The following is a 22,855-nucleotide window of genomic DNA, read 5'->3' on the forward strand; positions in this document are numbered from 1 at the left end:
CACATATGGTGCCCACCCATACTTCAGCCGAGAGTCATAGGGTCGAACCATGTGGGTGCATCAGACAGGGCCTGCTTGATCCGGAAGAGGGCGAACTCGTGCAGTGCGGGCAGCGCGTCCACCGCGAACCAGCCGACTTCCAGTGACTCGTCGTCGTTGACCCGGGCCTCGCCGCCCACCGCCCGGCAGCGGAGGGTGATGTCCATGTACTGGCAGACGTCACCGTTGGGGTACGTGACCGGCGGCAGCGCCTGGACCAGGACCACCCGCTCGACCACGCAGTGCACCGCCGTCTCCTCCTGGACCTCCCGCACCGCGCAGGCCGCGGGCTGCTCCCCCGGCTCGGGGATGCCGCCGATCACGGACCACTTGCGGGTGTCGGAGCGCCTGCCGAGCAGCACCCTGCCGTCGTCGTCGAAGACGATCGCGGTCACTCCGGGGAGCCACATCAGCTGCTGTCCGGCGGAGGCCCTGAGGGTGCGGAGGAATTCGGGAATGGCCATGATCAGACCCTAGTCGGAACGCCGGACGGCACCCGGCCGGTTCGGGTGCGTACGACGGTCACATTGCCGTACGGTCATATGACAGTCACACCGCCGTACGGGCATACGGCGGTGGAACGACGGCGGCGCTACCGGAAGGGTCCGCTACGCGTCGCCGGTGCGCCGGGCGCGCAGGCCGGATCCGATCGCCCAGCCGATGCCGCCCGCGGCGAGGAGCACGAGCGCGATCTCCGGCAGGACGCCCAGCTCGGTGGCCGGCGTCGTGGACGTGCGCAGCGGCACCTTCTGGACCAGGTAGGCGGGCACGAACATGCCCGTCTTCTGGGTGATCCGTCCGTCCGGCATGATGACCGCGCTCACGCCGCTGGTCACCGGCACGGTCACGGTCCGGCTGTGCTCGACGGCGCGGACGCGGGACATGGCGAGCTGCTGGTAGGTCATCTCGCTGCGGTCGAAGGTGGCGTTGTTGCTCGGCACGGAGATCATCTCCGCGCCGTGCGTCACCGTGTCCCGCACGTCCCAGTCGAAGGCGGCCTCGTAGCAGGTGGCCAGGCCCACCTTCGTGCCGCCGATGTCGAACACGCCCGGTCCGTCGCCCCGGCTGAAGTCCTGGTGGACCATGTCGGTCCAGTTCTTGTTGATCGCGCCGACCAGCCGGCGCAGCGGCAGGTACTCGCCGAAGGGCTGGATCTGCCGCTTGTCGTAGGTCTGCGTCGGGCCCTTGACCGGGTCCCACAGGATCTGCTCGTTGAGCAGCTTGCCGTCCCGCTCCACCACACTGCCGACGGAGACCGGCACGCCGATGTCCTGGACCGCCTGTCCGATGACGGCGGCGGCGTCGGGATACTCGAAGGGGTCGAGGTCGGAGGAGTTCTCCGGCCACAGGACGTAGTCGGGCCTGGCGGTCCTGCCCGCCCTGATGTCGGCGGCCAGCTTGTGCGTCTCGCGCGCGTGGTAGTCGAGCACGGCCCGCCGCTGGGCGTTGAACTCCAGTCCGGCGCGCGGCACGTTGCCCTGGATGAGCGCCACGGTCACGGTGCCGTCCTCCGCCTCGTCGCTCACCAGCGCGCGGGCCGCGACCGCGCCCGCCACCGGTACGGCGACGCTCAGCAGCGCGGCGGCAGCGGCGGCGCGCCGTACGGTCCGGGTCCGCCGCCGGGCGGCGAACAGCCGCCCGGCCTCGTACAGGCCGAATCCGCACAGGACGACCGCGAAACCGAGCACGGGCGTGCCGCCCACCGCGGCGAGCGGCAGGAACAGGCCGTCCGCCTGACCGAAGGCGATCTTGCCCCAGGGGAACCCGCTGAACGGCACGCGCGCGCGTGCCGCCTCGCCCGCCGTCCACACGGCAGCGGCCCACACCGGCCAGGCGGGCAGCCTGGAGACGGCGGCGACGCCCACCCCGACGAGGGCGACGAAGAGCGCCTCGATGGCGACCAGGGCCACCCAGGGCAGGGGCCCGACCTCCACACTGGTCCACACCAGCAGCGGCAGCAGAAAGCCCAGCCCGAAGAGGTAGCCGAGGCCGAGGGCGGCCTTCCAGCTCCGGCCGCGCAGCAGCCAGCCGAACCCGGCGAAGGCGGGCAGGGCCAGCCACCACAGGGTCCGCGGCGGGAAGCTGACGTAGAGCAGCACGCCGCACAGGGCGGAGGCGACGGCCGGGACCAGCCGCAGCAATCGGCCACGGCGGGCGGTGGAGGCGGGACGCGGCCCGAGCCGGTCCGGCTGGTCCACGGAAGGTGCGGTGACGGTCACCCGGGTGAGTGTACGGCGGTGCACGCCACCGCCGACAGCACGGCCGGACACCGGTCGATCGGCGGTCATCGCTGGTGAGCGGCCGTTCACCGGGGCCGGAAGACCGACGCGGTCGTCCGTCGGTGAGCGCCCGTCGAGCGGGGTATCCGGCGGGTCACCGCCGGCGGGTGCCCAGTGCCGGGCCCGGAAGGCCGGCGTGGTGCTCGACGCTGGTGCGCGAGCCTGCCCGTGCCAGGCGGAAACGGTGTCGGTTACCTGGCGGAATCGTGCCGTTTCTCCGCTTCTCGCCCCCGAAGCGGTCGGGAGCCGTTACGGTGTGCCCAGTCTCGGCGGCGCGGCCGGTCCCGGCCCGCGGCCGTGGCCTGCCACAGGTCGGGGGACGGGGTACGAGGGGCGGCGGGTGGGGTCGACGGGGACGCAGTCTGTGACCGGTGCGTACGGTGCGGAGGTCTGCGAGACACGAAGAAACGTTTCCGACGGGACGGGCATGATCCTGCTCGGGGCCTGTGCCGCGTGGTCGCTGATCACCGCGGCGGTCCACGACGGGCGGCCCGAGGGCATGCTGCTTGCGGTGCTCGCGGTCGCCGCCGGGTTTGCGGCGGGCCGGGTCTCCGGCGCGCTGCTGCCGGTGGCCGCGCCCTGCGCCGGTGCGGCGGCGGGCCTGGCCCTGGCCGTGGCGCTGCCCTCGTATTCACCCGGCCCCTGGTACGCCGGCCCGCTCGGGCCTGCCGGTGCCACGGCCGCGCTGCTGGCGCTGGCCACCGGGGCCGCGTGCTGTGCCGCCTGGGCGGCGGGCGGGCCTGCGCTGCGGCTGGGTCTGGGCGGGCTGGCCTGCGCGTCGGTGCCGGCCGGGATCGCGCTCGGGTCGGTGGCGGGCTGCGGGGCGGGGGCGGTCGTCCTGTTGTGCGCGCTGGCCGCGGGCGTGGCGCGCGGCCGGGGCCCGTGGCTGGCGGGGCTGGCGGTGGCGGCGGGCCTGGCGGTGGTCACGCTCTGGGCGGTCGCCGCGGACGCGCTGCCCGTGGGGATCGCCGGGGCGCTCGACGGCCGGTTCACCGCGCACCGGGTGCCGAGGTGGCGGGACGCCTTGTGGCTGGCGGAGCGGCACAGCGGTCTCGGAGTCGGCCCGGGCCGGTTCGGCGAGCTGGGCGGAGTCGTCTCGCCGGCGCCGCCCGCCGAGGGCACACCGCACTCGGCCCCGTTGCAGCAGGCGGCGGAGCAGGGTCTGGTCGGGGTGTTGCTGCTGGCCGCCGTGTTCTGCTGGCTGCTGTACGCGCTGTGGCGCACCCCTCGCTCCACACCGGTCGCCCTCACCGCGGGCGCGGCCCTGACGGCGCTGGCCGTCCTCGCGTCGGTGAGCGACGCGCTGAGCTTCACGCCGGTGACGGCGGGCGCCGGACTCCTCGCGGGCTGGGCCACGGCACGTCCGTTAACAGCGCCGGACAGCACGCGCCCCGGCCGCTGAGCGCGCCGTACCGCCGAAGAGCCGGAAGCCGGAAGCCGGACGCGGGGCGTGGGACGCGCCGCCGGAACCGGGCGCAAGCAGGCGCGAATCCCCGGAACGCGGGCGTCCGCGTCAGCCCGCCGTTCCCGGCCGGATCGTGCCCAGGCGGTCCCGGATGGCCCGTACCGCGGCCTCCGCGTTGTCCACGGTGATCGTGAACGTGTGACCGTCCCACAGGCGCAGCACGATGCCCTCGCCGCGGCGCACGACGACGGCGGTGCCCTTCTCGGGGCGCCAGCGGTAGCCCCAGCCGCCCCAGTGCCGGGGCGTGACCAGGGCGGTGAAGTCGGCGCCGGCCACATGGGAGAGCGGGATGCGGCGGCGCGGCAGCCCGATGTGACCGCAGCGCACTTCCAGGGATTCCCTGTCGAGTTTCAGATCGACGTGTACGAAGGCCAGCGTGCCGAAGAGCACCAGCAGGCCGGCCGCGATGCAGCCCACGACGGACATCGCGAGCGGGGCGATGCCGGACGTCCAGGCCGAGTCGACGGCCAGTTCGATGCCGAGCGCCATGCAGGCCGCTCCGACCATGGCGAGCAGCCACTGGACGCGGTTGGTGGCCCGTCCCGTCCAGACGTCCGGGAGGCGTTCGTCGTCGGCGTCGGGGTGGTCCCTCATGTTTATGAGGTTACCCAGGTTTCGGCGCTCCGGTAGGCCGTGGCGCGGGCCGGCCGGCCCGGGTCCGGCGCGGTGGGCTGGTCCGCCGTTCGGCCCCGCCGGTCAGCGCACCGGGCTGGCGGAGCGCAGGAAGCGGCCTTCGCCGTAGGACAGCGCCGTGTCGGGGAGTGTCGCCTCACGGCCGCTGAGCAGCACGGTGAAGCCGCCGTCGGCGGGCGCGGCCGGGTCCGGTGCCACGCCGATCCGGCGCAGGGCCTGGGCGGCCACCGCTCCGGCGGTGCCGTGCAGGACGAGCGGCGGGCGGCCGGGCTGCTGGACGGCGGTACGGATGCGCTCCGCGACCAGCTCGTAGTTGGTGCAGCCCAGGACGAGCGTGGTCACGTCGTCGGGCGTGCGGGCGGCGGCCGAGGCGATCGCGGCGTCGATCGCGGTCTCGTCCGCGTGGTGCACGGCGTCCGCGAGACCGGGGCAGGCCACCTCGGTCACGGCGACGCCGTCGGCGAACTGCTCGATCAGTCCGCGCTGGTAGGCGCTGCCCGTGGTGGCCGGGGTCGCCCAGATCGCGACGGGTCCGCCGCCGGCGGCGGCCGGCTTGATCGCCGGGACGGTGCCGATCAGCGGCAGTCGCGGTTCGAAGCGCGCCCGCATCGCCGGCAGCGCGTGCACGGAGGCGGTGTTGCAGGCGACGATCAGGACGTCGGGCTCATGGGCGGCGGCGGCCGCGGCGACGGCGAGGGCACGCTCGGTGATGTCCTGAGGGGTGCGTGGGCCCCAGGGCATGCCGTCCGGGTCCCAGGACAGCACGAGGTCCGCGTCGGGCCGCAGTCGACGTACCGCGGCAGCGGCGGGCAGCAGGCCGATTCCGGAGTCCATGAGCGCGATCTTCACCTGTTCACGATAGACGATGGGCACTCGCACACCGTTCGGGTGGGGCAGACTTCGGCCGTGAGCGCCTTCCTGTGGATCACTGTCGTATCGCTGGCCGCCTGGACCTGGCTGCTGCTGGGCCAGGGCTTCTTCTGGCGCACGGACGTCCGTCTGCCGCCGCGCCGGGAGCCGGACGAGTGGCCCCCGGTCTGTGTGGTCGTACCGGCCCGGGACGAGGCCGGCGTGCTGCCCGCCAGCCTGCCGTCGCTGCTGGCGCAGGACTATCCGGGGCGGGCCGAGGTCTTCCTGGTGGACGACGGCAGCACGGACGGCACCGGGGAGCTGGCCCGGGAGCTGTCCCGGCGGCACGGCGGGCTGCCGCTGACGGTGGCGTCGCCCGGTGAGCCGCCGGCGGGCTGGACGGGCAAGCTGTGGGCGGTGCGGTACGGCATCGGGCTGGCACGCGCGCGGGACCCCGAGTACCTGCTGCTGACGGACGCGGACATCGCGCACGCGCCGGACAGTCTGCGCGAGCTGGTGGCGGCGGCCCGCACCGGCGGCTTCGACGTCGTGTCGCAGATGGCGCGGCTGCGGGTGGCGAGCCGGTGGGAGCGGCTGGTGGTGCCGGCGTTCGTGTACTTCTTCGCGCAGCTGTATCCCTTCCGGTGGATCGGCCGCGCGGGTTCGCGCACGGCCGCGGCGGCGGGCGGCTGTGTGCTGCTGCGCGCGGACAGGGCGCGGCAGGCGCGTATCCCCGACGCCATCCGGCACGCCGTCATCGACGACGTGGCGCTCGCCCGCGCGGTGAAGGGCTCGGGCGGCCGGGTCTGGCTGGGGCTGGCCGACCGGGTGGACAGCGTGCGCCCTTATCCGCACCTGCGCGACCTGTGGCGGATGGTCTCGCGCAGCGCCTACGCCCAGCTTCGGCACAACCCCCTGCTGCTGCTCGGCACGGTCGCCGGGCTGGCGCTGGTGTACCTGGTGCCGCCGGCCGCCGTGGCCGTGGGCGCGGCCGGCGGCGGTACGGTGACCGCGCTCGTCGGGGCGGCGGCGTGGGCGGTGCTGGCCGGCACGTATCTGCCGATGCTGCGCTACTACCGGCAGCCGTGGTGGCTCGCCCCGCTGCTGCCGTTCACCGCGCTCCTGTACCTGCTGATGACGGTGGACTCCGCCGTGCAGCACTACCGGGGGCGCGGGGCGGCGTGGAAGGGCCGCACCTACGCCCGCCCGGACGCCGTGCCCGAGGAGGGCTGAGCCCGGCCGCGCACGACCGGGTCACACCCGGCCGGGTCACCTCCCGGCTCACGTCCGGCCCCGACCACCTCCCGGCTCACGGCCGGACCGGCCCGGTCACTTGCGGCCCGGTGTCCAGTTCATACCCCAGCCGTAGGCGCGGTCTATGGTCCGCTGCGGGCTCGATCCGCGTTCCGGTACCAGATAGCGCGCCTCGCGCCGGACGACGAGGTCGTCGCCGGTGTGGGTGATCAGGGCGAGGGCGCAGACCGGGGAGGCGACGGTGCACTCGTCCAGGGAGAACTCGATGGGCGCGCCGTGCTGCGGCTGGAGGGTGACGGTGGCGTTCAGGTCGGCGAACGAGCGGGCGCCTTCGTAGACGGTGACGAAGACGAGGATGCGCCGGAAGTCGTCCCGGTGGTCGAGGTTGATGGTGAGGTTCTCGCCGCTCGCCACGGCTCCGGTGCGGTCGTCGCCGTCGAGATGGATGTACGGCGGCCGGCTCAGCGAGCCGAAGGCGTTGCCGAGGGCCTGTACGACTCCCTTGCGGCCGTCGGCGAGTTCGTACAGGGCGCACAGGTCGAGGTCGACGTTGCCCCGGCCGCCCCAGCGGCTGGCCCAGCCCGTGGACTGCGTGCGGGACTGCCAGTTGAGGTTCACCCGCATCGCGCCGGAGGTGCCGCCCTGTTTGGTCAGGGAGACGGACGGGGCCGCCTTCGTCAGCGTGACCTTGGACAGACGGACCGGCTGGGCGGCGGGGGCGGGGGCGGGCGGGACTGTAGAGGGCGGCGGGGCGGACGCGGTCGCGGGGCTCGGCGGGGCGGGCGGAGTCGCGGAGGGCGGCGGGGTGGCCGGGGCCGGCGGTGGTGCGGCGTGCTGGGGTTCGTCCACGGTGATGCCGAAGTCCGTGGCCAGTCCCTCGAGCCCGCTGTCGTAGCCCTGGCCGACGGCCCGGAACTTCCAGCCGCCCTGGCGGCGGTAGAACTCGCCGAGCACGTAGGCCGTCTCCACCGTGGCGCCGGTGCTGTCGAAGCGGGCGACCACCTGGCCGGAGGCGGCGTCGGTCACCTCGATGCGGAGGTCCGGGACCTGTCCGAACGTGCCGCCGTCGGCGGAGGCGGCGAGGACGATCCGGTCGATGGCGCCCTCCACGCGCGGGAGGTCGGCCAGCAGGGTCTCGGTGACCCGTCCGCCGGCCGTCCGCTTGCCCTCGTGGCGCACCGCGCCGGAGGGGTGGACGGGCTGGTTGTAGAAGACGAAGTCCGCGTCGGAGCGCACCTTCCCGGAGACGAGCAGCAGCGCCGAGGCGTCGGCGTCCGGCACCCCGGGTCCGGAGCCCCGGCTCACTTCGACGCGCAGCGCCGCGGCCGGCACCGGTGTGTTCGATCCTTTCGGCATGGACATGTCCGCCCCCATCGCGTATCGGCTCGCGGGTTCGCCTGCCGGCGCGGGCCGTGGCGGGCCCGTGCCGTCCCTACCCGCACAACCTATTCCCGGGGACGGCGCGCGTCCGGCAGCGGCACAGGAAGATCGGCGGCCAACCGCCGGTAACCCGGGAGGAACTCGGCCTTTACACGATCCAAACGTTGCCTGGCGTCCCTTTTTGCCGCGTTCGCTCGGATTGGGGATACCAGGCTCCCGACGACACGGAAAACAACCGTCTTATCGGTCTCCCCAACCAGCACATCGTGGGCTTAACTTATGTGCCATGACCTCCCCCCGCTCCACTTATGGTGGCGGCTACTACTCCGCCTCCTTCCCGGACACCCCGATCTACGACTCGCTCGTGGCCGAGCGTGGCACCCCGCAGATCGCCCCGATCCGGGTCCCCGCCGCCTACGACACGGGCAGCGCCCTGCCCGCCCTGCCGTCGGCACTGCCCGCCCTCCCGGCGGCCCCGGCACCCCAGCAGCCTCCCGCCTACGGCTACGGCTACCCGCAGACCCAGCAGCCCACACCGGTGCATGCGATGCACCAGGCTCCCACGGCGTACATCCCGCAGCAGGCGAGCGCCCCGCGCGGCTATCCCGGCCCGCAGGCCCCGCAGCAGCAGCAGCGGCCGACGGCGCAGGGCGCCGGGTACGAGGCCATGCGTCCGGCCGCGCCGCGGCCCGCGCCGGCTCCCTACCAGGACCCGTACAACAACCAGCAGTACCGCGGCTACTGAGGCGCGTCCCGGCTGTCGGTGCCGCCTGGCACGATGGACGGCATGGGAAACGCCACGGTGCAGTCGATCCACGTCCATCCGGTCAAGGCGTTGCGGGGGGTGTCGCCCCGGACGGCCGTGGTGGAGCCCTGGGGCCTGGCCGGTGACCGGCGCTGGACGCTGATCGACAACGGGGGAAAGGTCGTCACACAGCGCGAGCAGCCGCGCCTCGCGCTGACCGCCGCCGAGCCTCTGGCCGGCGGCGGCGTCCGGCTGTCCGCGCCCGGCCGCGAGCCGCTGACGGTCGAGGTGCCGGAGCCGGCGGCGACCGTGCCGGTGCACGTGTTCGGCACGGAGGTGGCGGGCGTCCCGGCTGCCGCGGCCGCGCACGCCTGGTGCGGCGCTTTCCTGGGCGCCGAGGTCCGCCTGGTCCACATGGACGACCCGGCCGTCCGCCGCCCGGTCGACCCGGAGTACGCCCTGCCCGGTGAGACCGTGAGTTTCGCCGACGGCTATCCGCTGCTGGTCACCACGGCCGCCTCGCTCGACGCGCTGAACTCCCTGATAGCCGCCGGGCCGTACGCCCACGAGGGCCCGCTGCCCATGAACCGGTTCCGGCCCAACGTCGTCGTCGCCGGCACCGAGCCCTGGGCCGAGGACCGCTGGAGACGGATCTCCGTCGGCGGGGTGGTCTTCCGGGCGGCCCGGCCGAGCGGCCGGTGCGTCGTGACCACCACCGACCAGGACACCGCGGCGCGCGGCCGGGAACCGCTGCACACCCTGGCACGCCACCGCCGCACCGGCGGCAGGCTGCTGTTCGGGCTGAACCTCGTTCCCCTCTCCCCCGGCACCCTCACCGTCGGCGACCCGGTGCGCGTGCTCGACGCCGCCGAGAGCGACGCCCTGGCGGCCGGCCGGTCCTGATGCGCCGGGCCGGGAACCCGGGGCGCGGTCCCGGTCGTTGGGACGGTGAGCAATGCGTGGGACGCCGCGTGCGTCGGTCACCACGGCGGGGATGACGCCGCTTGCTCCCGGTCCGGTCCGGGACGAGCGCCGCCGCGGGGTGGTGACGGACCGGAAGGGGGTGGGGACATGCGGGCCCTCAGTGGGCTGTGGCGCTGGCGGCGCAATCCGCTGCGCCGTGCGACCGATCTGGCCGAGGCGTGGGCGGCCCTCGTCGCGCTGCTGCTGATCGCCGTGGTCGCGCCGGTGACGGGCTGGCTGGCCGGGTCCGCCGCCCAGGACTCGCTGCAGCGGTCGGCGCGGCAGCAGCAGCACGCGCGCCGGCTCGTCACGGCCACCGTGGTCCGGCAGTCGGGCGGCGCGCTGCCGGAGGTCGACCCCGAGACGGCCTCCGGGAGCACGACCCGCAGCCGGGTGCTGGCGTACTGGACCGGGCCGGACGGCACCGCGCGGCACGGCCAGGTCCTCTCGGACCTGAAGTCGCCGCACCGGGGCGACCGTTTCCGGCTCTGGACCGATCCGAGCGGCCGGATAACGACCCGCCCGCTGGACTCCGCGACGGCGATGACCCACGCGGTGCTCGCGGGGCTCGGCGCGGCCCTGCTGACCGCGGCCCTGGTCGAGACCGGCAGGCGGCTGACCGTGTGGCGCCTGGTCCGCCGGCGGTACGCGCGCTGGGACCAGGCGTGGGAGCGGGCGGGCCCGGACTGGGGCAAGGCGGGCACCGGCTGCTGACGGTCCCGCGGCCGTGGTCGGCCGGGCCGCACGCACGCGCTACGGTGGACCGGCCGAAGCGCTGTCGGCGCCGGCCCGCGAACGCGCTCACGCCCGCGGGCGGGCACGGTCGCGGTCCGGGCAGGGCCGCGGTCCGGACACCGGCGGCAGCGCGCCGACGGGCGGCGGGCCATCAGGACGACGAGGTGGGGGCACAGCAACGCCATGGCACAGGGCACGGTCCAGGTGACGCACACCGGTACATCGCGGTGGCGGCGCCGCACGGGTGAGTACGCTTCGCTCGCCGCCGCCCTGGAGGCCGCCGCCGACGGCGACGTCCTCACCATCGCCCCCGGCACCTACCGGGAGAACCTCGTCGTCCAGCGGGCGGTGACCCTGCGCGGGTCCGAGGGCTCGGCCGGCTCGGTGCGGATCGCGCCCCCGGACGGGGTGCCGCTCACCGTGCGGGCCTCGGCCGTGGTGCAGGACGTGCACGTGGAGGGCCAGGACGCGGCGGCGCCCGCGCTGCTGGTGGAGGACGGCACGCCCGAGCTGATGGACGTGCGGATCGTCACGCGGTCCGCCGTCGGCATCGAGGTGCGCGGCGGGGCCCGTCCGACCGTGCGCCGGTGCACCGTCGACAATCCGGCCGGTGTCGGCATCGCCGTGCTCGACGGCGCCGGCGGGGTGTTCGAGGACTGCGAGGTCGTCGCGGCCGGGCAGGCGGGCGTGGCGGTCCGCGGCGGCGCCCATCCGCGTCTGGAGCGCTGCCGGGTGCACCACGCCTCCGGCACCGGGATCACCGCGACCGGCGAGAACTCGGCGCTGGAGGCGGTGGGCTGCGAGATCTACGAGGTGCGCGGCTCCGGGGTGCAGGTCACCCAGCGGGCGACCGCGCATCTGACCGACTGCGATGTGCACCGCACCACCGCCGACGGGATCACCCTGGACACCGACGCGGTGCTCACGCTCGCCGACTGCCGCCTGCACGACATCCCGGAGAACGCGGTCGACCTGCGCTCGCGCTCGGTGCTGACGCTGACCCGGACGACGGTCCGCCGGTTCGGGCGCAACGGCCTGTCGGTGTGGGACCCGGGGACCCGGGTGGACGCCAACCAGTGCGAGATTTTCGACAGCACCGGTGACTATCCGGCGGTGTGGGTGAGCGACGGGGCCACCGCCGTGCTCGACTCCTGCCGGGTGCACGACGTGCCGGACGCGCTGTTCGTCCTGGACCGCGGTTCCCGCGCGGACGTCGTCGACAGCGACCTGTCCCAGGTGCGCAACACGGCCGTGTCGGTGAGCGACGGGGCGACCGCGCAACTGGACGACTGCCGGATCAGGGACGCGGCCACCGGCGCCTGGTTCCGCGACCACGGCAGCGGCGGCACGCTCAACAACTGCACCCTGGACGGCACGCAGACCGGGGTGATCGTCACCAAGGGCGCCGACCCGACCGTCGAGCGGTGCACCGTCGACTCGCCCGCCGAGGCCGGTTTCTACGTCTCCGCGGGCGGCCGGGGCAGCTTCCTGCACTGCCGGGTCACCGGCAGCGGCGGCTACGGCTTCCACATCATCGACGGCTGCCGCACCACCCTGCGCAGATGCCGTACGGAGCGGTGCGCGCGCGGGGGGTACGAGTTCGCCGACGGCGGTCCGGACGCCGGCTCCGGCACGGGTCCGGTCGCGGAGGACTGCACCAGCGACGAGAGCGGCGGGCCCCGGACGCCCGCGCTGCCGGAGCCGGCCGTGCAGACGGTGCCGCCGGCCGGCGGTCTGCTCGGCGCGTTCCCGGGGCAGCGGGCGGCGGAGCCGGAACCGTCCGGCGGCACCGTGGAGCCGGTGCCGCCGGCGCGGACGTCGAAGGACGTGCTCGGCGAACTGGACGCGCTGGTGGGCCTGGAGAGCGTCAAGCGCGAGGTGCGGGCGCTGACCGACATGATCGAGGTGGGCCGGCGCCGGCAGTTGGCGGGCCTGAAGGCCGCCTCGGTCAAGCGGCATCTGGTCTTCACCGGCTCTCCGGGCACCGGCAAGACGACGGTCGCCCGGCTGTACGGCGAGATCCTCGCCTCGCTGGGCGTGCTGGAGAAGGGCCACCTGGTCGAGGTGTCCCGGGTCGACCTGGTCGGGGAGCACATCGGTTCCACGGCGATCCGCACCCAGGACGCCTTCGAACGGGCACGTGGCGGTGTGCTGTTCGTCGACGAGGCGTACGCGCTCTCCCCGGAGGACGCCGGGCGGGACTTCGGCAGGGAGGCCATCGACACGCTCGTGAAGCTGATGGAGGACCACCGGGACGCGGTGGTGGTGATCGTCGCCGGGTACACCGCGGAGATGGAGCGTTTCCTCTCCGTCAACCCGGGTGTGGCGTCCCGCTTCTCCCGCACCATCACCTTCGGCGACTACGGCCCCGAGGAGCTGCTGCGGATCGTGGAGCAGCAGGCCGACGAGCACGAGTACCGGCTGGCGCCGGGCGCGTCCGAGGCGCTGCTGAAGTACTTCACGGCGCTGCCGAAGGGTCCGGCGTTCGGCAACGGCCGTACGGCCCGGCAGACGTTCGAGGCGATGGTGGAGCGGCACGCCAGCCGCGTCGCCCAGCTCCCCGACCCCAGCACCGACGACCTGTCCCTGCTGTACGCGGAGGATCTGCCGGAGCTGCCCTGAGCGGCACGAGCGGCCCGAGCGGCCCGAGCGGCCCGGGAGCGGATGTCCCGGGCCGTTCGCCGGTGCTACAGGTTGTCTCCCCAGCCGGGCTGGATCATGGTCTGGAACGCCCACTCGCCGTCGCGCCTGAGCAGGATGTCGGCGTAACGGAGCCGCTGGGAGTGGCCGTCGGCGGTCATGGTGGAGTCCGTGAAGACCACGGCCATGGAGGAGGACAGGAACACCGGTGTCCGGGTGGACTCGAAGGTGATGTCCTGGTCCCCTTCGCCCATCACCCCGCTCATGGTCGCGAGGAACCGCTCGCGGTCCCACTGCGCCGCCCGGCCGTCGCCCGCGGAGTCGTCGCTGACGAGGTTGAGCGGGAACACCGCCATGTCCGCCATCCGCGGGACGTCACGCCGGCCGCTCGCCGCGTCGTACTCCGCGAACCAGGCGTCCAGGCCGGCGCGGTCCTCGGCGGTCGGGGTGTATCCGGTGTCGGGCAGGTGGGTCATGCGGGCTCCTTCGGGGCTTGCTAGTCAAGTTTGTCTAGTGGCGCGTGCCGAGAGCGTATACCGCTCTACGCAACTAGTAAAACTTGATTAGCCGACTTTCCTGGTCTCGTCCCGCTCCCGCCGTCGGCCGGGAGTCCGGTCCGTCAGGAGCCCGGCCGGTCAGGAATCCGGCCGGCCGGGGTCCGGGCGCTGGCCGGGGAGTCCGGGGCGCAGGCGGGTGAGGAGGCGTGCGCGTTCGCGGGTGAAGACGGGGTCCGACGGATAGGCGGAGTGGCCGAGGATCGGGGCCGGGAGCGGGTGGTCGGAGGTGCGGCCGTAGCCGCGCGGGTCGGGCAGGGGCTCGTGGTCGACGTCCGGCGTGGTGCCGTCGGACACGTGGACCGGGCCGCCGATGGGGTCGGTGCGGCGGTAGAGGTTGCGCCAGCAGGCGATGTCGCGGTGCAGGGCGGCGAGCGCCGGCGGGCCGAAGTGCGCCGGGAACCAGCGGCCGTACAGGCGCTCCAGCGGGGAGCCGTAGGTGAGCAGGGCGACCCGGGCGCGCACGGACGGCGGGAGCTGCCAGGCCGCCGCGGCGGCGAGGACGCTGCCCTGGGAGTGCCCGGACAGCACCAGCCGGCCTCCGGTGCGCCGGGTCCAGGTGACCATGCGCCAGGTCAGGTCCGGCACCGCGCGCTCGGCGTAGCAGGGCGGCGCGAAGGGGTGGGCTGCGCGCGGCCAGAAGGTGCCGACGTCCCACAGGATGCCGATGGTGCGCCGGGCCGAGGTGTCCTTGTAGGCCCGCCTGCCCCAGGTCACGAAGAGCAGGAAGCCGACCCCGACCAGCCAGGAACCCAGCGCCTGGGAGGTCTCGGCCAGGGCCCGGACGAGGTGGGGGGTGCGGTCGGCCGCGCCGTCGGGCGTCTCGCCGGTGCTCAGGGCGCCGGCCAGGGAGAAGGCGCCGAGCAGGAGGGTGGTGGCGGTCAGGACGCCGACGACGAGGGGCATCCGGTCGGTGAGGGTGGCCATGGCGCGGGCGTGCGCGATGGCGCGGGTGCGGGACGGGTCCTCGGGTTCGCCGGGGTGCTCGCGGCGCACGCGGGCGCGTTCGGCGCGGGCGAGCCGGGCGGTGCGCGCGGCGAGCCGGACGGCCAGGAGCAGCAGCACCGCGAGGAACAGCGGGATGGCGGACGCCTGCCAGGTCAGCAGCACGGGCGGTCCGGTGAGCAGGGAGCGGGTGCCGTCCAGCCAGTCGGCGACGCGCTGGGCGAGACCGCCGGACATGACCCCGCCCAGCGCGCAGGCGAGCAGGGCGACGGCGGGTCCGCCGAGGCCCCGCATCCCGGCGCGCGCGTCGGGGCGGCGCCGGTACAGCAGCCGGGCGACGGCGGCGAGGGCGACGACGAGCAGCACCTGGGCCAGCATGAGGGCGCCGAAGGCCGGGTCGCCGGGCAGCCGGCCGGTGGACCGCCAGCCGGGCCGGGACCAGCCGGCGTAGACCGCGGCGAGCAGCAGCAGGGCGAGCGCGCCCAGTTTGAGGGAGCGGACGAGGTGCCGGTCGAGGCGCTGGTCGAGCCGGTGCTCGCTGCGGCCCCGGCGGCAGACCACCCAGACCACCACCAGCGCCCAGCCGAGCAGGGCCGCGGTCAGGGCCCAGCCGAGGGCGTCCAGGATCTCGGGGCCGCCGGGCCGGTGGTCGAAGCGGGCGGCCGGGGTGGTGACGGCCGCGGCCACCGTGAGCAGTCCCGCCGCGGTGTGGGCCGCGCGCAGCCGGGAGACCAGCCGGCGCCCGTACCAGAAGCCGGGCCGGGCCAGCGCGCTGACGTGCGGGTCCGCCCCGGAGGCGTCGGGGTCCGGCGCGGATGCGTCGGGGTCCGGGCCGGGCGCGTCGGGGTCCGGGCCGGGTTCCGGTGCGGACACCGGCTGCTGGGACTCGTAGGCGGCCCAGGTGCGGTGCGAGAGGTACCACAGCAGCGCGGTCAGCGCGACCGGCAGCACCGCGGCGAGGGCCAGCCGGCGGCCCGGCGCGCTCCACCAGCCGCCGGACCCGGCGGGTGCGCCGGGGGCCGAGGGTGCCAGGAAGCCCAGCCATGAGTGGCGTCGGGCGCACGCCGGGACGCCCGCGCACTGCCAGGCCACCAGGTCCAGGGCGACCTCGCAGACGGCGGCGACCAGGAGCACGGTCAGGGTGAGGGCGGCCAGCCGTACCAGGAGGCCGTAGAGCCGGACGGTGCGGGGCCGGTCCGAGGCGGCGGGACGCATCCAGTGGGCCAGGTTGACGACCATGAACGGCAGCAGCAACAGCCACAGCGCGCGGCTGCCGTCACCGGAGGTCAGGTTGCACCAGACGTACGCCTCCTGCACCGGGCCGTCGCGGGACTCCCGCCCGGCCGGGGCGCCCCCGGCGTCCTTGGTGTCTCCGGCGTCCTTGGGGTCCTCGGCGTCCGCGGTGCGCCGGAAGACGGCGGCGGTGTCGTCGCCCGCGACCCGGACCGTGCGCGGGTCGCCGAGCATGGCGTCGGGCGTGGTGCCGCCGACTCCGTGCACCAGCAGTTCCAGATCGGTCTCCGACCGCCCCGGCCGCCCGGCCGTACGGTCCACCTCGCCCGCGTGGTCCCCGTGGCCCCCGTACCCCTCGTCGCCGTCCCCGGGCCGGCCCTCGTGCCGCCGGTGGTCTGCGGACCGGTCCCCGTGCCGCCCCGCTGGGCGGTCCTGCGCGCGTTCCACTGTTCTCGCACATCCCCCGTGACGCCCCGACGTCTTGTGTGGTGCGGGTGTCAGGATCTCCGGTCCGGGGGCCGCGCGCACCCGTCGTCACGGAATCTCCTCGAACGCGGGTCACGGCGGACGGTCCGGCGGGCGGTGACGCGTTTGGGGCGGCGCCGTGGAAAGATGGGACGCCCGCGCACCGCCCGACGGGTGGACGTTCCTGGTGGGAGCCGGTGCGCCGGGCGTGTCGGATCGGTTGGCGGCGAAAGGACCGGAGCGTACGTGAGCGAGAATCAGAACCTCCTCGCGGAGCAGCGCCGCGCCCTGATCCTGGACGAGGTCCGGCGCCGGGGCGGGGTACGGGTCAACGAACTGACCCGCAAGCTGGGCGTCTCGGACATGACCGTCCGCCGCGATCTGGACGCGCTCGCCCGCCAGGGGATGCTGGAGAAGGTGCACGGCGGTGCGGTGCCGGTGGTCGAGGCGAGCACGCACGAGCCGGGGTTCGAGGCGAAGTCGGGGCTGGAGCCGACCGCCAAGGAGGAGATCGCGCGCGCCGCGGCCCGCCTGGTGGCCCCGGGCGCGGCGATCGCCCTGTCCGGCGGTACGACGACGTACGCGCTCGCGCGGCATCTGCTGGAGGTCCCCGACCTGACCGTGGTGACGAACTCGGTGCGGGTCGCGGACGTCTTCCACGCGGCGCAGCGCACCTCGGGGCAGCGGCAGGGGGCGGCCACGGTGGTGCTGACCGGCGGGGTGCGCACTCCGTCGGACTCGCTGGTGGGACCGGTGGCCGATCAGGCGATCGCCGCGCTCCACTTCGACCTGCTCTTCCTGGGCGTGCACGGCATATCGCTGGAGGCCGGTCTGTCCACGCCGAACCTCGCGGAGGCCGAGACCAACCGGCGTCTGGTGCACTCCGCGCGCCGGGTCGTGGTGGTCGCCGACCACACCAAGTGGGGCACGGTGGGCCTGAGTTCCTTCGCCACGCTGGACCAGGTGGACACGCTGGTGACCGACGCGGGGGTGCCCGCCGAGGCGCGCGCGGAGATCTCCGAGCAGCTGCGGGTGATCGTGGCGGGCGAGCCGGAGGAAGAGGGCGCCTGACGGGTCGTCGGAGCGCGGCCGTGCGCCGGCCGGGGAGCGGGGGCCCACTCCGTGACCGGCGCCGGGACCCGGGGCAGGCGCGTCAGACCCGGAAGATGTCGAGGAAGCTGCTCCAGAAGCCCTTCTTCCTGGCGGTTTCCTGGCGTGCGGCGGACGCCGGCGCGGTGGGCGGCGGCTGCTCCCCGGCGGCCGGGACGCCACGGCCGCGCAGCGCGGAGGTCATCCGGGTGGCCGGGGTGGGGCTGAAGGTCACGGGCAGCGCGACCAGCGCCCGGTGGAACGGGCCCGGCCGCCACTGGAGTTCCTTCTCGTGGGCGGCCAGGGTCAGGTCGGGCAGCGCGTTGAGGATCTTCTCGACCGCGGTGACGGCGATGACCTGCGCCGGGTCCTTGGCCGGGCAGGCGTGCGGGCCGGCTCCCCAGCCCAGGTGGGCGCCCTTGCTGTGGGTCCGGCGGGCCTCGGCCAGCGCCGGATCGCTGTTGGCGGCGGCGAAGCTGATCACGACCGGGGTGCCCGCCTCGGCCACCACTCCGCCGAGGTCCACGTCCTGGACCGGGTAGTGGGTGGCGTAGTTGGCGATGGGCGTCTGGTTCCACAGCACATGGTCGATCGCCTCCTCGATCAGCATCCCGGAGTCGCGTCCGGTCGCGCCGGGTGACAGCAGCAGGAGCAGCGCGCTGCCGATCAGGTTGCGCTCGGGTTCGACGCCGGCGCCGATGAGGATGACGAGCTGGTCCTTGAGTTCCTCGTCGGTCAGTCCGGCGGGGTGCTGGATCAGCCAGGAGGTGACGTCGTCGCCGGGCCGGCGCCGCTTGAGGGCGATCAGCTCCATGAGGCAGGCGGAGATGTCCTCGTTGGCGCGCTGGGCGTCGTTGCCGTCGAACATCGCCGACATGGCGCTGGTGAGGGTGTCGCCGATGTCGGCGGGGCAGCCGAAGAGCTTGTTGAACAGCAGCAGCGGCAGCAGCTTGGCGTAGTCGTTGAGGAGGTCGGCCCGGCCGCGCTCGCTGAACTGGTCGATGAGGTAGTCGGCGAGGGGCTCGACGTCGCGGCGGACCCGGGTCATGTTCAGCCGGGCCAGGCTCTCCGTGACGGCCTTGCGCAGCCGCAGGTGCACGGCGCCGTCGGTGAACAGGCAGTTGGGCCGGTACGCCATCATCGGCAGCACCGGGTTGTCCGGCCCGATCCGTCCTTCGTTGAGCGCCTTCCAGCGGCGGGCGTCCCGGGCGAAGAGCGTGGTGTTCTGCAGCACGCGCAGCGCCATCTCGTGGCCGACGACCAGGGTGGCGTCGACGCCGGGCGCGAGTTCCACCGGTCCGGCCGGGCCCTGGGCGCGCAGCCGGTCGTAGACCTGCTGCGGGTCGGCGGCGAACTCGGGGTCGTACAGGGGGCATCTGGCCCCGGCGGGGGCTGACTGGCGGTCCATGGGGGTGTTCCTTCTGGTGGCTCCGGGCCGAGGGGTCCGGGCGAACGGGGGTGTCAGGCGGCTCGGGCGAGCAGATGCCGCACGAGCGCGATCAGCGCGCGGGCGGAGGACTGCCGGTCACGGGCGTCGCAGTAGACGACGGGGGTGTCCGGGAGGAGGTCGAGGGCCTCGCGCACCTCCGCCTCCGCGTACGCCGTGCCCGCCTCGAAGCTGTTGACCGCGATGGCGTACTCCAGGCCGTAGCGCTCGATGAGGTCGATGACGGGGAAGGTCTCCTCCAGCCGGGCGGGATCGACCAGGAGCAGCGCGCCCAGCGCGCCGCGGGCCATGTCCTCCCACAGCTGCATGAAGCGCTGCTGTCCGGGCGTGCCGAACAGGTACAGCACGAGGTCGTCGCTGAGCGTCAGACGGCCGAAGTCCAGGGCCACGGTGGTGGTGGTCTTGTCGGTCACTCCCCTGAGGTCGTCCACGTGGAGTGACGCCTGGGTCATCTTCTCCTCGGTGCGCAGCGGAGTGATCTCCGACAGCGAGCCGATGAAGGTCGTCTTGCCCACCGCGAAGTGGCCGACGACCAGGATCTTGGCGGCGTTGGTCACCGCGCTGGAGACGTAGATGGATCCAGGGGCCGTCTCAGCCGATGAGGGATTGGAGTCCATTCAGAACCTTCTCCAGGGTCGCTCTGTCAACGTTCTGAGCCCGGGGCGGCTCGGCGCGGCGCAGCAGATGGCCTTGCTCCGCTAAATCGGTCAGCAGCAGCCGGGCCACGCCCACCGGCAGTCCCACGTGGCCGGCCACCTCGGCGACCGACAGGTAGCCGCCCGCGCACAGGTTCCAGATCGCCATCACCTCGGGGCCGGCTCCGAGCGGAGGCGTCCGCTCGGGAGCCAGCGTGACCAGGGTGTGCAGGGCCAGCTCGTCCGCGTCCGGCAGCGTGCGGCCGCCGGTGATGACGTAGGAGCGGACGAAGTCGCTGGTGACCGAGGCTTCCTCGCCGGGTGTCGTCATGCGCCGGCACCGTGGTCCGAGCGCGGCGCGACACTCATCGCCTTGCTCAGGGCGGACACCGTCTTCTGCATGCGGAAGGACATGGCCTCCATGTCGACGTCCAGCGCGGCGGAGACGGCGAGGTACGAGCCCTGGCCGGCGGCGATCAGGAAGATCCAGCCGCCGTCGTACTCCAGCAGCGTCTGCTTCCAGATGCCGTGTCCCGCTCCCACGAAGCCCGCGACGGCGCGGCTGAGCGACTGCATGGAACTCATCGCGGCCGCGTTCGTCTCGGCGTCGTCCCGCCCGATGTCGTCCGAGCGCTGCAGCAGCAGGCCGTCGCCCGAGACGAGGATCGCGTGCCGGGCGCCACGCACCTCCAGCACGTCGTTCAGCACCCAGGACAGGTCGGTCTTCACTGGTCGTCAGATCCTTCCGTGGTGTTCGTGGTGCGACCGAGGTGTGTGCCGCGGGCGAACGCCCCGAGCCGCGAGGCCGTCACCTCGCTGGCCGGTTCGGGCGTCCCCTCCTGATCGGTGCTGTCGAGGGCGGGGACCACGGTGACGGGGCCGCCGCGCCGACGGCGTTTGGGCAGGCCGCCCGAGGTCGTGCCCACCACGTGCGAGGGGCCCACGACCGGGACCGGTGCCAGGCGCTGGGGCGCGCTCTCGACGGCCGCGGTGTCCTGCGCGCCGGCCACGGGGGCGGGGGCTTCGGCGGCGAGGAGGCTTTCGGGCACACGGATCACTGCACGCACTCCGCCGTAGGGGGACACGGAACCGACGGAGACGGCGAAGCCGTAGCGGGCGGCGAGCATGCCGCACACGGCGAAGCCGAACCGCGGCGGGTCGCCGAGACCGGTGATGTCGACGGGACCGTCCACGGACAGCAGGGCCGCCGCCCGGTCCTTGGTCTCCTGGTCCATGCCGAGGCCGGCGTCGTCCACGATGAAGCACACGCCGGTCGGCACGCTCTGGATGTTGATCTCGACCGGTGTTCCGGGCGCGCTGTAGGTCGTGGCGTTGTCCAGCAGCTCGGCCAGGACGACGGCCACCGGTTCGACCGCCTTGCCGGCGAGCGAGACGTTGACCTGCGAGTGGACGCTGACCCGGTCGAAGTCCTTGATCCGGCCCTGGGCGCTGCGGGCGACGTCGTAGACCGTGGCGGAGCCGTCGCGCCGGCCCAGCCAGCCGCCGCAGAGCACGGAGATGCCCTTGGCGCGGCGGCTGAACTGGCTGCCGGTGTGGTCGATCGTCATCAGGTCGGCCAGGACGTCCGTGGTGTCGCCGTACTTCTTCAGCAGGTCGTCGAGGAGCACCTGCTGCTCTTCGGCCAGCGACTGGAGCGTGCCCATCGCGGACTTCAGCACCGCCTTGGTCGCCGCCTCCGCGTCCGCCCGTACGTCGGCGAGGTCGCGCTGCTGCTGCGCGGTCAGCGCGGCGACGTGGGCGTGCAGCCGGCCGGCGTCACCGCGGGCCTCGCCCAGTCCGGCTTCCAGCTCCTTTCTCGTTCTTCGGAGAGCCATGTTGGTTCTCCGGGCCCGCATCACCGCGAGGACCGCGGCGACGAGCACCACCAGCAAGATCCACAGCAGTGGATCCCGGGACAATGACGTCATGAGACTCTCTTCAAGTCGCAGCGCGCCGGACATGTGAGCAGCGCGATGGTGCCTTCGAGACTGGCCCCCCGGACGCGTTGATGACACGCCGTCAGTCCATTGAAAAGTGCGATGATCTTATCAGCCGCAGTCAGGCAACCAGCTTGCCCAGAGCGCCACTTGAGACGTCACCAAACCCACACAGCCTAGTCACCCGCCGGTCGGGCGCCGGCCGGCGGCGGAACGTGACCGGATCGTTTCCGGCCGGACGCCCGTCCGGTACCCGTCCTCAGTCCGGCCACGCCCCCGTCGCCAGGAACGCGTCGATCGCCGCCGCGTACGGCGTGACGTCCAGGCCCTGCTCCGCGAGCCACGCGTCCGAGTAGTACTTGTCGAGGTACCGGTCGCCCGGGTCGCACAGCAGGGTGACCACGCTGCCGGTACGGCCCCCGGCCACCATCTCCGCCACGATCCTCAGCGCGCTCCACAGGCCGGTGCCCGTGGAGCCGCCCGCCTTGCGGCCGAGGGCCGCCTCCAGCGCCCGCACGGCGGCGACGCTCGCCGCGTCCGGCACCTTCATCATCCGGTCGATCGCGCCGGGCACGAAGCTGGGCTCCATACGCGGCCGCCCGATGCCCTCGATCCGTGAGCCGCAGTCGCAGGTGACGTCCGGGTCGCCGGTGGTCCAGCCCGCGAAGAAACAGGAGTTGTCCGGGTCGGCGACACAGATCCGGGTGTCGTACTGCATGTAGTGGACGTAGCGGGCGAGGGTCGCGGAGGTGCCGCCGGTGCCCGCCGTGGCCACGATCCAGGCCGGCTCCGGGAACCGCTCCAGCCGAAGCTGGCGGAAGATGGATTCGGCGATGTTGTTGTTGCCCCGCCAGTCCGTGGCCCGCTCGGCGTAGGTGAACTGGTCCATGTAGTGGCCGCCGGTCTCCGCCGCCAGCCGGGCGGACTCCTCGTACATCTTCCGGGAGTCGTCCACGAAGTGGCACCGGCCGCCGTGGAACTCGATGAGACGGCACTTCTCGGCGCTGGTCGTGCGCGGCATGACCGCGATGAACGGTACGCCGATCAGCTTCGCGAAGTACGCCTCGGAGACCGCCGTCGAACCGCTGGACGCCTCGATCACCGGACGGCCCGGCCGGATCCAGCCGTTGCACAGGCCATACAGGAACAGGGAGCGGGCCAGCCGGTGCTTGAGGCTGCCGGTGGGATGGGTGGACTCGTCCTTCAGATAGAGGTCGATACCCCACCGCTCGGGCAGCGGGAAGCGCAGCAGGTGCGTGTCCGCCGACCGGTTGGCGTCGGCCTGGACCTTGCGAACGGCTTCTTTCAGCCAGTCGCGGTAGGCGGGGTCACTGCGGTCCACATCGAGGGTGGCGCCGGTCCTGGTCTGGGGTGGGGTGCTCACGGCGGGGCTCCTTACGCTGGTCGCCGACGGCGCCTGGCGCGGGCCGGCAGATCGAGCATAGGCACCTTTCGCACACGTTCCCACCTGCATAAACGCATCTTTGGGCGGCCCAAAGACCCGCTGGGGCACACACGTGCGAGCCGGCGGACCCGTCCTGGTGCTCCGTACGGCTGTCGTGCGCCGC

At 73.8% G+C, this 22,855-nt stretch carries 20 protein-coding genes; 7 read left to right on the forward strand and 13 right to left on the reverse strand.

Annotated elements, in window-relative coordinates:
* Nucleotides 1-23: 23 nt before the first annotated feature.
* The gene (locus ACH4OA_RS32980; RefSeq protein ID WP_365881387.1) at nucleotides 24-503 is read right to left on the reverse strand and encodes an NUDIX domain-containing protein; all 480 of its coding nucleotides are present in this window, start codon (nucleotides 501-503) and stop codon (nucleotides 24-26) included.
* Nucleotides 504-647: 144 nt separating this feature from the next.
* The gene (lnt, locus tag ACH4OA_RS32985) at nucleotides 648-2,258 is read right to left on the reverse strand and encodes an apolipoprotein N-acyltransferase (protein ID WP_397939367.1); all 1,611 of its coding nucleotides are present in this window, start codon (nucleotides 2,256-2,258) and stop codon (nucleotides 648-650) included.
* A gap of 487 nt (nucleotides 2,259-2,745) precedes the next feature.
* On the opposite strand from lnt, the gene ACH4OA_RS32990 reads away from it, so the two are divergent.
* Nucleotides 2,746-3,720, forward strand: coding sequence for an O-antigen ligase family protein (locus ACH4OA_RS32990; RefSeq protein ID WP_397973061.1), 975 nt, complete (start codon nucleotides 2,746-2,748; stop codon nucleotides 3,718-3,720).
* A 111-nt stretch (nucleotides 3,721-3,831) separates the two neighbouring features.
* On the opposite strand, the gene ACH4OA_RS32995 is transcribed toward ACH4OA_RS32990, so the two are convergent.
* The gene (locus ACH4OA_RS32995; protein WP_397973063.1) at nucleotides 3,832-4,377 is read right to left on the reverse strand and encodes a hypothetical protein; all 546 of its coding nucleotides are present in this window, start codon (nucleotides 4,375-4,377) and stop codon (nucleotides 3,832-3,834) included.
* A gap of 102 nt (nucleotides 4,378-4,479) precedes the next feature.
* A complete protein-coding gene (locus tag ACH4OA_RS33000) occupies nucleotides 4,480-5,265 on the reverse strand; it encodes a glutamate racemase (protein WP_397973097.1) in 786 nt (261 codons plus the stop codon).
* Between the two features lie 39 nt (nucleotides 5,266-5,304).
* On the opposite strand from ACH4OA_RS33000, the gene ACH4OA_RS33005 reads away from it, so the two are divergent.
* Complete coding sequence (locus ACH4OA_RS33005; RefSeq protein ID WP_397973066.1) at nucleotides 5,305-6,498, forward strand: glycosyltransferase; 1,194 nt, start codon at nucleotides 5,305-5,307, stop codon at nucleotides 6,496-6,498.
* A 96-nt stretch (nucleotides 6,499-6,594) separates the two neighbouring features.
* Here ACH4OA_RS33005 and ACH4OA_RS33010 read toward each other — a convergent pair whose 3' ends face one another.
* The gene (locus ACH4OA_RS33010; protein ID WP_397973099.1) at nucleotides 6,595-7,875 is read right to left on the reverse strand and encodes a TerD family protein; all 1,281 of its coding nucleotides are present in this window, start codon (nucleotides 7,873-7,875) and stop codon (nucleotides 6,595-6,597) included.
* 310 nt (nucleotides 7,876-8,185) lie between these two features.
* Between ACH4OA_RS33010 and ACH4OA_RS33015 the strand changes: the two genes are divergently transcribed.
* The 4 genes from ACH4OA_RS33015 (at nucleotide 8,186) to ACH4OA_RS33030 (ending at nucleotide 12,964) form a co-directional block, all read left to right on the forward strand.
* Nucleotides 8,186-8,644, forward strand: a complete 459-nt coding sequence (locus ACH4OA_RS33015; RefSeq protein WP_365881398.1) for a DUF6643 family protein — start codon at nucleotides 8,186-8,188, stop codon at nucleotides 8,642-8,644.
* A gap of 42 nt (nucleotides 8,645-8,686) precedes the next feature.
* Nucleotides 8,687-9,547, forward strand: coding sequence for an MOSC domain-containing protein (locus ACH4OA_RS33020; RefSeq protein WP_397973068.1), 861 nt, complete (start codon nucleotides 8,687-8,689; stop codon nucleotides 9,545-9,547).
* Between the two features lie 168 nt (nucleotides 9,548-9,715).
* The gene (locus tag ACH4OA_RS33025) at nucleotides 9,716-10,321 is read left to right on the forward strand and encodes a hypothetical protein (protein ID WP_365881402.1); all 606 of its coding nucleotides are present in this window, start codon (nucleotides 9,716-9,718) and stop codon (nucleotides 10,319-10,321) included.
* Nucleotides 10,322-10,525: 204 nt separating this feature from the next.
* Nucleotides 10,526-12,964: a right-handed parallel beta-helix repeat-containing protein gene (locus tag ACH4OA_RS33030; RefSeq protein ID WP_397973071.1), complete on the forward strand. Its 2,439-nt coding sequence runs from the start codon at nucleotides 10,526-10,528 to the stop codon at nucleotides 12,962-12,964.
* Nucleotides 12,965-13,029: 65 nt separating this feature from the next.
* On the opposite strand, the gene ACH4OA_RS33035 is transcribed toward ACH4OA_RS33030, so the two are convergent.
* Together ACH4OA_RS33035 and ACH4OA_RS33040 are read right to left on the reverse strand one after the other, a co-directional pair.
* Entirely contained in the window at nucleotides 13,030-13,458 is a 429-nt protein-coding gene (locus ACH4OA_RS33035; RefSeq protein WP_397939375.1) for a nuclear transport factor 2 family protein, read from the reverse strand.
* A 159-nt stretch (nucleotides 13,459-13,617) separates the two neighbouring features.
* Nucleotides 13,618-16,035, reverse strand: coding sequence for a hypothetical protein (locus tag ACH4OA_RS33040; protein WP_397973074.1), 2,418 nt, complete (start codon nucleotides 16,033-16,035; stop codon nucleotides 13,618-13,620).
* Between the two features lie 390 nt (nucleotides 16,036-16,425).
* Here ACH4OA_RS33040 and ACH4OA_RS33045 point away from each other — a divergent pair, with 390 nt between their 5' ends.
* The gene (locus ACH4OA_RS33045; RefSeq protein ID WP_365880553.1) at nucleotides 16,426-17,250 is read left to right on the forward strand and encodes a DeoR/GlpR family DNA-binding transcription regulator; all 825 of its coding nucleotides are present in this window, start codon (nucleotides 16,426-16,428) and stop codon (nucleotides 17,248-17,250) included.
* An 82-nt stretch (nucleotides 17,251-17,332) separates the two neighbouring features.
* On the opposite strand, the gene ACH4OA_RS33050 is transcribed toward ACH4OA_RS33045, so the two are convergent.
* From ACH4OA_RS33050 to ACH4OA_RS33075, 6 genes are all read right to left on the reverse strand, one after another.
* Entirely contained in the window at nucleotides 17,333-18,676 is a 1,344-nt protein-coding gene (locus tag ACH4OA_RS33050; protein WP_397973076.1) for a cytochrome P450, read from the reverse strand.
* A 53-nt stretch (nucleotides 18,677-18,729) separates the two neighbouring features.
* The gene (locus tag ACH4OA_RS33055) at nucleotides 18,730-19,332 is read right to left on the reverse strand and encodes a GTP-binding protein (protein WP_397939381.1); all 603 of its coding nucleotides are present in this window, start codon (nucleotides 19,330-19,332) and stop codon (nucleotides 18,730-18,732) included.
* Nucleotides 19,307-19,681 carry a DUF742 domain-containing protein gene (locus tag ACH4OA_RS33060; protein WP_365880547.1) on the reverse strand — a complete coding sequence of 125 codons (375 nt, stop codon included), beginning with the start codon at nucleotides 19,679-19,681 and terminating at the stop codon, nucleotides 19,307-19,309. The genes ACH4OA_RS33055 and ACH4OA_RS33060 overlap by 26 nt, the downstream gene beginning before the upstream one ends.
* Nucleotides 19,678-20,079: a roadblock/LC7 domain-containing protein gene (locus tag ACH4OA_RS33065; protein ID WP_365880545.1), complete on the reverse strand. Its 402-nt coding sequence runs from the start codon at nucleotides 20,077-20,079 to the stop codon at nucleotides 19,678-19,680. Before ACH4OA_RS33065 ends, ACH4OA_RS33060 begins: the two co-directional genes overlap by 4 nt.
* Nucleotides 20,076-21,278, reverse strand: a complete 1,203-nt coding sequence (locus ACH4OA_RS33070) for an ATP-binding protein (RefSeq protein WP_397939383.1) — start codon at nucleotides 21,276-21,278, stop codon at nucleotides 20,076-20,078. Before ACH4OA_RS33070 ends, ACH4OA_RS33065 begins: the two co-directional genes overlap by 4 nt.
* Before the next feature lie 268 nt (nucleotides 21,279-21,546).
* The gene (locus ACH4OA_RS33075; RefSeq protein ID WP_397973079.1) at nucleotides 21,547-22,671 is read right to left on the reverse strand and encodes a PLP-dependent cysteine synthase family protein; all 1,125 of its coding nucleotides are present in this window, start codon (nucleotides 22,669-22,671) and stop codon (nucleotides 21,547-21,549) included.
* Between the last annotated feature and the right edge of the window lie 184 nt (nucleotides 22,672-22,855).

Origin of the sequence: Streptomyces sp. NPDC017095 (genome assembly GCF_044332325.1) — a bacterium.
Lineage (GTDB): Bacteria > Actinomycetota > Actinomycetes > Streptomycetales > Streptomycetaceae > Streptomyces.

Excerpts from the sequence above, each read along its gene's own strand:
- ACH4OA_RS32980 (WP_365881387.1), bottom strand. The coding sequence starts at position 503 with ATGGCCATTCCCGAATTCCTCCGCACCCTCAGGGCCTCCGCCGGACAG.
- ACH4OA_RS32990 (WP_397973061.1), top strand. The coding sequence starts at position 2,746 with ATGATCCTGCTCGGGGCCTGTGCCGCGTGGTCGCTGATCACCGCGGCG.
- ACH4OA_RS32995 (WP_397973063.1), bottom strand. The coding sequence starts at position 4,377 with ATGAGGGACCACCCCGACGCCGACGACGAACGCCTCCCGGACGTCTGG.
- ACH4OA_RS33010 (WP_397973099.1), bottom strand. The coding sequence starts at position 7,875 with ATGCCGAAAGGATCGAACACACCGGTGCCGGCCGCGGCGCTGCGCGTC.
- ACH4OA_RS33015 (WP_365881398.1), top strand. The coding sequence starts at position 8,186 with ATGACCTCCCCCCGCTCCACTTATGGTGGCGGCTACTACTCCGCCTCC.
- ACH4OA_RS33020 (WP_397973068.1), top strand. The coding sequence starts at position 8,687 with ATGGGAAACGCCACGGTGCAGTCGATCCACGTCCATCCGGTCAAGGCG.
- ACH4OA_RS33025 (WP_365881402.1), top strand. The coding sequence starts at position 9,716 with ATGCGGGCCCTCAGTGGGCTGTGGCGCTGGCGGCGCAATCCGCTGCGC.
- ACH4OA_RS33030 (WP_397973071.1), top strand. The coding sequence starts at position 10,526 with ATGGCACAGGGCACGGTCCAGGTGACGCACACCGGTACATCGCGGTGG.
- ACH4OA_RS33035 (WP_397939375.1), bottom strand. The coding sequence starts at position 13,458 with ATGACCCACCTGCCCGACACCGGATACACCCCGACCGCCGAGGACCGC.
- ACH4OA_RS33050 (WP_397973076.1), bottom strand. The coding sequence starts at position 18,676 with ATGGACCGCCAGTCAGCCCCCGCCGGGGCCAGATGCCCCCTGTACGAC.
- ACH4OA_RS33055 (WP_397939381.1), bottom strand. The coding sequence starts at position 19,332 with ATGGACTCCAATCCCTCATCGGCTGAGACGGCCCCTGGATCCATCTAC.
- ACH4OA_RS33060 (WP_365880547.1), bottom strand. The coding sequence starts at position 19,681 with ATGACGACACCCGGCGAGGAAGCCTCGGTCACCAGCGACTTCGTCCGC.
- ACH4OA_RS33070 (WP_397939383.1), bottom strand. The coding sequence starts at position 21,278 with ATGACGTCATTGTCCCGGGATCCACTGCTGTGGATCTTGCTGGTGGTG.